General features: G+C 63.3%; 9 protein-coding genes. 5 read left to right on the top strand and 4 right to left on the bottom strand.

Features of this window, described 5'->3' with window-relative positions; genetic code table 11:
• The 4 genes from AC5JJ6_RS28895 to purU form a co-directional block, all read left to right on the top strand.
• On the top strand, positions 1 to 380 hold a 380-nt coding region (locus tag AC5JJ6_RS28895; RefSeq protein WP_496045370.1), incomplete at its 5' end, for an N-acetylmuramoyl-L-alanine amidase family protein.
• A 201-nt stretch (positions 381 to 581) separates the two neighbouring features.
• A complete protein-coding gene (locus AC5JJ6_RS28890; protein WP_496045369.1) occupies positions 582 to 1,103 on the top strand; it encodes a BON domain-containing protein in 522 nt (173 codons plus the stop codon).
• A gap of 10 nt (positions 1,104 to 1,113) precedes the next feature.
• Positions 1,114 to 2,475: a hypothetical protein gene (locus AC5JJ6_RS28885; protein WP_496045368.1), complete on the top strand. Its 1,362-nt coding sequence runs from the start codon at positions 1,114 to 1,116 to the stop codon at positions 2,473 to 2,475.
• A 107-nt stretch (positions 2,476 to 2,582) separates the two neighbouring features.
• Positions 2,583 to 3,437 (top strand): formyltetrahydrofolate deformylase, encoded by an 855-nt coding sequence (gene purU / locus AC5JJ6_RS28880; protein WP_496045371.1) that lies wholly within the window; start codon positions 2,583 to 2,585, stop codon positions 3,435 to 3,437.
• A 141-nt stretch (positions 3,438 to 3,578) separates the two neighbouring features.
• Here the strand turns inward: purU and AC5JJ6_RS28875 are convergent, their stop codons facing one another.
• The 4 genes from AC5JJ6_RS28875 to AC5JJ6_RS28860 form a co-directional block, all read right to left on the bottom strand.
• Positions 3,579 to 4,454, bottom strand: coding sequence for a M48 family metallopeptidase (locus AC5JJ6_RS28875; protein ID WP_496045367.1), 876 nt, complete (start codon positions 4,452 to 4,454; stop codon positions 3,579 to 3,581).
• 98 nt (positions 4,455 to 4,552) lie between these two features.
• Entirely contained in the window at positions 4,553 to 5,419 is an 867-nt protein-coding gene (locus AC5JJ6_RS28870) for a carbohydrate ABC transporter permease (protein ID WP_496045366.1), read from the bottom strand.
• A gap of 41 nt (positions 5,420 to 5,460) precedes the next feature.
• Positions 5,461 to 6,426: a carbohydrate ABC transporter permease gene (locus tag AC5JJ6_RS28865; RefSeq protein ID WP_496045365.1), complete on the bottom strand. Its 966-nt coding sequence runs from the start codon at positions 6,424 to 6,426 to the stop codon at positions 5,461 to 5,463.
• Between the two features lies 1 nt (position 6,427).
• Positions 6,428 to 7,765 (bottom strand): ABC transporter substrate-binding protein, encoded by a 1,338-nt coding sequence (locus AC5JJ6_RS28860; protein ID WP_496045364.1) that lies wholly within the window; start codon positions 7,763 to 7,765, stop codon positions 6,428 to 6,430.
• A gap of 257 nt (positions 7,766 to 8,022) precedes the next feature.
• Between AC5JJ6_RS28860 and fghA the strand changes: the two genes are divergently transcribed.
• Complete coding sequence (gene fghA, locus AC5JJ6_RS28855; protein ID WP_496045363.1) at positions 8,023 to 8,865, top strand: S-formylglutathione hydrolase; 843 nt, start codon at positions 8,023 to 8,025, stop codon at positions 8,863 to 8,865.
• Positions 8,866 to 9,122: the final 257 nt, after the last annotated feature.

The raw sequence follows: 9,122 nt of genomic DNA, 5'->3' as shown, positions 1-9,122 counted from the left end.
ACGACTTCTCCTTCGCGCTTGCCAAGCAGGAGAACCTGGCGGATGGCGGCGGCGGCATCGACCTGCGCCACACCCGGCCGCAGGTGGCGGCCATCCTGTCCGATCTGGTGGCGCGGCATACCGTTTCGGCGTCGCTGATGGCGAAGAGCAGTCTGATCGAAGGGGCGGGGCGGTCGCTCCGGCTGCTCGACAACCCGAAGCGGTCGGCGAACTTCGCGGTGCTTAAGGCGCCTGACGTGCCGTCCGTGCTGATCGAAACCGGGTTCCTGTCCAACGAAAGGGACGAGGAACTGCTGCGCGACCGGTCCCAGCGGCGGCGGATCGCCGATGTGCTGTCGCGCGAACTCGCCGGTCTGCTCACCAGCGCGCCGTTCGCCTGAGCGCAGTTGCAGCAATCAGGACACGGTACACAAAAAAGCCTTGGCTCCAGTTTCGAGTAATTCAAATATGTGTTGCAATCACGTAGCGGGCATGACTTCTTCGCGCCGCCGGACGTGCTTTGCGACCGGCAGACGGAGGAAGTTTTGAGGTCTCGCGCGCGTCTTTCGCTACTCACCGCCGCAGCGACAGCGATGCTCATGATGAGCGGTTGCGCTCCGCTGATCGTGGGAGGGGCGGCTACCACGGCCGTCGTAGCCGCCTCGCAGCCCCGCGGACTTGGCGGCGCCATCAGCGATACCGAGATCCAGGCGCAGATCAACCATTTCTGGTTCCAGCACAGCGTCGATATGCATTCCCGGTTGAGCACTAACGTCAACCAGGGCACCGTCCTGCTGACCGGCCGGGCCAAGGACCCCGAGATGCGTCTCGACGCCGTCCGCCTTGCATGGCAGGCCAACGGCGTCAAGGAGATCATCAACGAGATCGTGGTGGACGACGGTTCTACGCTGACCGACTCGGCCCGCGATACCTGGATCGGCACGCAACTGCGCAGCAAGCTGATGTTCGACCGCGATATCTCGTCGATCAACTACTCGATCGAGACGGTCAACGGAGTGGTCTATCTGATGGGCAACGCGCGTGACCCGGCGGAGTTGGAGCGGGTAACCGGCCATGCCCGCTCCCTGCCTTACGTGAAGCGTGTCGTGAGCTATGTCCGTTGACGGAAAGCGATTGGCCGGCGGCAGGACCGTCCTTCTTCTCCTGGCGTACCTGCTGCCGGTCCTGATCTTTCTTGCCGTCGGCGTCCTGTCCCCGGGCGCCTCGGCCCAGGAAAGCGCTTCGAACGCCAACCGGCAGTTCGTCCAGGCCATGCAGATGATCCAGCAGGCCAATTCGACCTTCGACTCCGGGGAAGAAGCGCGCCTGCTGCGTGAGGCCGACCGCCTGCTCAACGAGATCGTGCAGCGCTATCCCGACAGCGCGATCGCCGTCCAGCTCATCACCAACCAGTTCATCGGCGATTTCGACGTCTTCGAGTTCCGCAACCGGGTCCGTGCGCTGATCTGCAACGATGCGCAATCGACCGCGTGCTTCCTGTTCCGGATCGAGAACCTGCTGCCTCCGGTCGAATATCCGGTCTCGACGCCGCGCTGGGACTGGCTGTCGCTCGCGGTCGCCTATCATCTGACCGGCGGAACCGACAAGGCGCGGGAAATCATAGCGCCGTTCGTCGGTGCCCTGCGCCGTGGCGCCGCCGCGTCCAGCAGCGACGCTCAGGAGCAGGATCTCTTCGTTTCGCGTGCGCTGGCGCTGACCGGCCAGACCGACGTGGCGCTTCAAATTACCCGGAGCATCTCCGACTGCTCGACCCGGATCTACAATCTGACCGACATTGCCGAAATCGCCTCGTGGCGCGGCGACAAGGATCTCGCCGCCGCCTTGACGACGGAAGCCCAGAAGTACTCGCAGGCCAACAACTGCTCCTGGGAATTGGGATTGGTGGTGCAGTCGCTCCTCCGGGTCGGCCGCGAGGCGGAGGCCCGCACCCTGTTCCTGAACACGGTCGAACAGCAGTTCTCCCGCTTCCGCGAAACCAAGCAGGAATGCTGCCCGGCAGAACTCGCGGTCGCCGCCGCCGATCTCGGCGAGGTCAACCTTGCGCTCGGTCTGCTCCGCACGGTCCACGAAGACAGCCCCTGGACGGTCCCCGCCGTCCTTGGACGCTTGCAGGCGCGGGGCGAGATCTCCCTGACCTCCGCCTATCTCGAGCAGGTGCAGGAAGTCGATGCCCAGGCGGAAATACTGTCGGAGTTCATCGCGGCGGCGATCCGGCGCGCCGACCCGGCCGCGGCCCAGCAATGGATGAAGCGGCTGAACCAGATCACCGATACCTCGGCAAACCGCAAGCCTACTGTGCTGGCCCAGCGGGCCAAGGCGGAGAAGCTGATCTTCGGCGACGATCGCTGGCGCGTAACCATGGCCCAGGCCATTGCCGCAGCCGACCGCAGCAGCGCCTTCGTCCGGCGCGATATCGGCGTGCCCTTGCTGGCGGCCCTGGTGCGGATCGAAAGCGGTCTTCCGATGCTGGACTGAGCGCGCCGGTCCGCCTTGTCGAATCCGGGCTTGCATGAGAAGCGCCGTTGCGCTTCCTTCAACGGCTGAACGCCCTGTGCAGCCTAGAGATCCTGGAAAGAACCGAGATGACCGCCCGCCACATCCTGACCATTTCCTGCCCGGACACCGTCGGGATCGTTGCCGCCGTGTCGGGTTTCCTTGCGGGACGCGGCTGCAACATCATCGACAGCGCCCAGTTCGGCGACCGGACCAGCGGGCTGTTCTTCCTGCGGATATTCCTGGCGTCACCGGAAGGCGGACCCAGCGGCGAGGAACTGGCAGCCGGCTTTTCGGAGGTGGCGGAGCGCTTCGGCATGAAATGGCGCCTCCACGATGCCGGCCGGCCGCAGCGTCTGCTGCTGCTGGTGTCCAAGTTCGGCCACTGCCTCAACGATCTTCTCTACCGCTACCGGACCGGCGGCCTGAACGTCGAGATCCCGGCTATCGTTTCCAACCACCGCGACTTCTACCAGCTGGCGGCCTGGCACAACGTGCCGTTCCACTATCTGCCGGTCAATGCCGGCAACAAGCTGGAGCAGGAATCGCGCCTGTGGGAGATCATCGAGCAGGAGAACATCGATCTCGTCGTGCTCGCCCGCTACATGCAGGTGCTCTCGCCCGAACTGTGCGACCGGCTGGCGGGACGGGCGATCAACATCCATCACTCGTTCCTGCCCAGCTTCAAGGGCGCCAAGCCCTACCATCAGGCCTTCGCGCGCGGCGTGAAGCTGATCGGCGCCACCGCCCACTACGTCACCTCCAACCTCGACGAAGGGCCGATCATCGAGCAGGAAGTCGAGCGGGTCGATCACACGTCGACGCCCGACGACCTCGTGGCGGTCGGACGCGACGTGGAAAGCGTCGTGCTGGCGCGCGCCGTGAAGTATCACACCGAGCACCGCGTCCTGCTGAACGGCAGCAAGACTATCGTCTTCAGGTAAAAGATTCAGGAGATTGCTATCGTCGTAGGTCGGTCTAAAGCGAAGCGGCAGCCGACAAGCAGGCGCGTCTATGTCGGCTGCCGCTTCGCTTTAGACCGACCTACGGCTGGCTTCTCCACCGGAAACTGATATGCCGTTATATTACGCCGGCCGCGGCTTATAGTAGCTCATTGCCTCCGGCATCTGCGCTTCCAGCGCCGCGATCCTCGACTCCGGCGCCGGGTGCGTCGACAGGAACTCCGGAGCCCGCTCGCCGGCCGCCTGCATGTTCTGCCACAGCTTGATCGCGGCACGCGGGTCGTAGCCGGCTTTGGCCATGTTGATCAGGCCGATGCTGTCCGCCTCCAGTTCCTGGTTCCGCGAGTAGGGAAGGATCAGGCCATATTGAACGCCGGCGCCGAGCAGGCCGGCGATCTCGTTGGCGTAGCCGATATTGCCGATCTGAAGGGCTGCGCCGAGTAGCTGGACGCCGGTCTGGGTGGCGGCGGCGGAACTCAGGCGCTCCCGCGCATGCTCCGCCTGATTGTGGCCGACCTCATGGCCGACGACGGCGGCCAACTCGTTGACGTCGGTCGCGATGGCGAACATGCCTTCGTAGACGCCGATCTTGTTGCCGGGCAAGGCGAAGGCGTTGGCTTCCTTGCTCTCGAAGACCACCGCTTCCCAGTTCCCCGGGTTTTGGCCGATGGCGCTCAGGATATTGGTGCTGACCTGCTGCAAGGCGCGCTGGTAGGTCTTATTCTTGGAAACCGGGACTTCGGACCGGATCTGCTCCCAGCTCTGCACGCCAAGCTGCTCGGCTTCCTGCGCCGAGACAAGGCCGAGCCCAAGGCCGGTCTGGCCCGGTCCGACGCAGGCGACCAGCGCCGTTCCGCTGAAGCCGACCAGAACAGCCATGAAACCGCGCCGGCTCATCTCGGCGGCGCGGTCCCCGGTGATCTCGGTCGTGATCTCGGCCGTTGCCTTGGTCGTGGCCGCACCGTCGGAATGGCTTCCGGAGCCGTGGCATACACACATATCGACGCTTATCCCCTGGTGTCCCGAATGGTATCCTTGAACTTCCTCTTCTGGATGCCACAACGGGACGGCCTGCGCCAGTATTCCACACTCCGGCCCTATTCCTTGACGGCACCCGTCAGGCTCGACACGTAGTGCTCGACGAAGAAGGAATAGATGATAGCCACCGGCAGCGACCCAAGCAGTGCCCCCGCCATCAGCGAGCCCCAGTGGTAGACGTCGCCTTCGACAAGCTGCGTCAGCACCGCGACCGGAACGGTCTTGTTCTCCACCGACGAGATGAAGGCCAGCGCATAGATGAACTCGTTCCAGGACAAGGTAAAGGCGAAGATACCGGCGGAGATCAGGCCCGGAATCGCCAGCGGCAACGTGATCTTCCACAGGATCTGGATACGCGTTGCGCCATCGACCAGCGCGCATTCCTCCAGCTCGTACGGGATCGACTTGAAGTATCCCATCAGCAGCCACGTGCAGAACGGGATCAGGAAGGTCGGGTAGGTCAGGATCAGGGCTATCGGACTGTCGTACAGCCCGAACTGGAACACCATGGTCGCCAGCGGAATGAACAGGATCGACGGCGGCACCAGATAGGCCAGATAGATCATCAGCCCGACCGTCTGGCCCCCCTTGAAGCGCAGCCGCTGGATCGCGTAGGCCGCCAGCACGCTGGCGAACAGGCTGATGAAGGTCGCCACCACGGCAACCGTCATCGTGATCGCCAGCCACTGCGGATAATCCGTGTCGAACAGCAGGCGCTTGACGTTGTCGAGCGTCGGCGAGTGGATCCAGAGCGGATTGTAGTCCTTGTAGTTGTAAAGCTCCTCGTTCGATTTGAAGGTGGTGACAGTCATCCAGTAGAACGGAAACAGCAGGATGACCAGAAACCCCGCCAGCGGCGTATAGACCGTCAGCAGCTTGCGCGGCCAGCGGGTCAGATAGTCCATGCCTGTGACTTCTTCAGCCATTCCCGCCTCCGATCCTGGTTTGGTCCATGATGCTGGCCCGCTCAGTCATCGCTGCCTCCTTGCTGCCATTTCCGCCGGGCAAGGGCGAAGTAGCTGAACAGCGTCGCGAACAGCAGGAACGGGATCATCGCCACCGCGATCGCCGCCCCTTCGCCCAACTGGCCGCCGGGGATCGCCCGCTGGAAGGCCAGCGTCGCCATCAGATGCGTCGTCCCCGCCGGACCGCCGCGCGTGATCGCGTAGATCAGCTGGAAGTCGGTGAAGGTGAACAGGATCGAGAAGGTCATGACAACAGCCAGGATCGGCATCAGCATCGGCAGGGTGATATGCCGGAACCGCTGCCAGGATGTCGCCCCGTCCAGCGCCGCCGCTTCGTACAGGCTCGGCGAGATTGTCTGGAGACCGGCCAGCAGGCAGATCGCGACGAACGGAATGCCGCGCCAGATATTGGCGGCGATCAGCGACATCCGGGCATTGTTGGGCGTACCGAGGAAGTCGATGTAGTGGTCGATCAGCCCCATCTCGGTCAGTGCCCAGCTGATGATCGAGAACTGCGGATCGTAGATCCACCAGAACGCCAGCGCCGACAGCACCGTCGGAACGATCCAGGGCACCAGGATGATCGACCGGATCAGGGCCTTGGCCGGCAGGTGGTTGTTCAGCAGCAGCGCCAGCCAAAGCCCCAGCGCGAACTTGCCGATGGTCGCGAACACCGTGTAGAGCACGGTATTGCTGACGGCCAGCCAGAACATGCTGTCCTGGAACAGCGATTCGTAGTTCTCCAGACCGATGAAGACGCCGGACCGTCCGATCTTCGTGTCGGTGAAGCCCAGCCAGATACCCAGTCCCAGCGGATAGGTCAGGAAGACCAGCAGCAGCGTGGCTGCCGGCAACATGAACAGGAACGCCAGGACGCCGGGATTGTCGAGAGTGCGCGCAACCCACGATCCTGTGGGCTGCGCGACACGCTTGCGCTCGGCGGCAATCGCCATATCGGGGCCTGGCATGTCAGGTCCTGTAATACCGCTCCGCCCGGCGCTGGGCTTCGGCCGCCGCTTCCTTCGGCGTGGACCGGCCGGAGCAGACCTGCGACACCATGTTGTTGATGATGAAATCCGCCAGGGTCGCGGCCGACGCGTAGCCGAGGCTGCCCTGATAGCCGTACCACAGCATGTTCTTCATGACCTCGGCGTAGGCCGCATGCTTCGGGTCCTCGGTCCAGATCGGATTGCCGGAATAGGCTGCCAGCGGATGGCTCCAGTAACCGATGCTGGCTTTCTGCCAGGGTTCGTACTGTTCCTTCTCGAAGATGAAGCGGACATATTCCTTGGCGGCGTTCGGGTACTTGGTGTGCTTGAACACCATCGTGTTGATCAGCAGCCCGGCCTCGGTCGGCTTGCCGACGGGACCGATCGGGAAGGGCGCGTGGTAGATATCCTCGGCCATCGCCTTGATGGCGGCATCGGTGCTGTTCTTGGCCGAGTAGTAGACCGAAATGCCGTTGGCGGTCAGGCCGACTTCCCCGGCGAGGAAAGCCTTGTTGTTGGACGGGTCCAGCCAGGACATCGTGCCGGGAATGAAGTTCTCGTATAGTTGCTTGCCGTATTCCAGAGCCGCGATGGTTTGCGGGCTGTCGATGATGACCTTGTTCTTCTCGTCCACCATGGCGCCGCCATGCGCCCAGATCAGCCAATGCGTCCAGGTATTGCCGTCGCCCTGCGCATTGCCGAGCGCGAAGCCCATGGGGTGGTTGTTCTTCTTGAGGTTCTGCGCCAGCTTGAGGAAGTTGTCGATATCGGTCGGGACAGTCTCATACCCGGCTTGGTTGACCCAGGACTTGCGGTAGACGATGGCGCCGCCGGAAGCGCCTATCGGCATCGCGATCCACTTGCCGTCGGTCCCCTTGCCGTAGCGTTCGGCGATCGGATACCAGCCGCCGTACTTCTTGCCCAGATATTCGGCCACTTCCGTCAGATCTAGCAGCTTGTCGGGATACTGGTGCGGGTCGTCGTTCCAGGCCAGGACGACATCGGGACCGCTGCCGATATTGGCGGCGACGGCGGTCTTGGGCCGCAGGTCTTCCCAGCTCTCGTTATCGACCCGGACCTTGACGCCGGTCGTCTGGGTGAACCGCTCCGTGTTCTGAAGAAACAGAGTCTCGTCGCCCTGGACGAACTTGGCCGGGCGCAGGACGCGCAACTCGGCGCCTTTCTCGACCTGGAACTTCGGGGCCGGCACATCGGCCGCCACCACTTCGCCGAATGCCGGGCGATAGCCCAGCAGCGTCGTTCCGGCCAATGCGCCGGCGCCGATCTTAAGAGTGTCGCGTCTGGTGAACCCAGTCATATTGCTTCCTCCCCCACCTGATATCTTTGGTTTTGTTTCGCAGGTGCAGCAATCTGGACAACGTTTGTTCGCTGTTCCAACTAAATCCTACGCCCGGTGCAACCGGCTGTCACCCCCTCTTGTTGGCTGAAGTCTTGACCCCTGCGGCATGGCGTCCCACCATGGCATGCCGGCCCCGGGGGTCGGAAACCGGAAGATCCGATCGGCCGAAAAGCCCGATCGCCAAAGACCAATAGCCAAGACAAGAGGAACGCCCGATGAGTTTGGACCGCATCTCAGCCCATGCCTGTTTCGGTGGCACCCAGGGTATCTACCGCCATCGCTCGACCAGCACCGGGACCGACATGGAAGTCGCGGTCTACGTACCGCCGCAGGCGGCCGACGGGCCCTTGCCCGTCCTGACCTACCTGTCGGGCCTGACCTGCACCTGGGAGAACTTCACGGTCAAGGCCGGCGCCCAGCGTTATGCGGCGGAGCACGGCGTCATCATCGTGGCGCCGGACACCAGCCCGCGCGGCCTCGACATTCCCGGCGAGAACGACAGCTACGACTTCGGTACCGGCGCCGGCTTCTACGTCGATGCCACGCAGGACCCGTGGAAGACCAACTACCGCATGTACAGCTACGTGCGCGACGAACTGCCGGCGCTGATCGCATCCGAGTTCAAGATCGATGCCCAGCGCCAGGGCATCTTCGGCCATTCGATGGGCGGCCACGGCGCGCTCGTGATGGCGCTTCGCAACCCCGACCGCTACCGGTCGGTATCCGCCTTCTCTCCCATCGTCGCGGCCTCGCGCGTGCCCTGGGGCGAAAAGGCGCTGGGCGGCTACCTGGGCCAGGACAAGGAAGCCTGGAAGCAGTACGACGCCTCCCTGCTTGCGGAAAAAGGCGGCTGGAACTCGCCGATCCTGGTCGACCAGGGGACCTCCGACCAGTTCCTTGAAAAGGAACTCAAGCCCGAGCTTCTGGAGGAAGCCTGCAAGAAGTCAGGAACCCCCCTGACGCTGCGGCGCCAGCCCGGCTACGACCACAGCTATTACTTCATCGCCACCTTCATGGGCGACCATATCGCTCACCACGCCAAGATCCTGAAAGCTTGAAGTAGCTCCGCCTCGATGCCGGTCCGCGCAGTGGTATCGATGTTTTCCAGGAAGAGGACGACGATGCCGCTGCGCATGAGGAATGTAGTTGTGTCTAACCTAGTATAGAGCGACGCCTTTTCCCGCCCCTTATCATGTCCTGGTCGATACCGGCATCAAGCTGTGGTTAGCTGGTCAGGAGGGGGGCGGGAATGGAGAAGCTGAACGCGGTCGAACAGGCACAGGGAGTCATCGTCCGGGCGCGACAGGCTATCGCA

The sequence above is a fragment of the Skermanella sp. genome, assembly GCF_059503625.1.
This window is presented reverse-complemented; position numbering and strand designations above follow the sequence as displayed.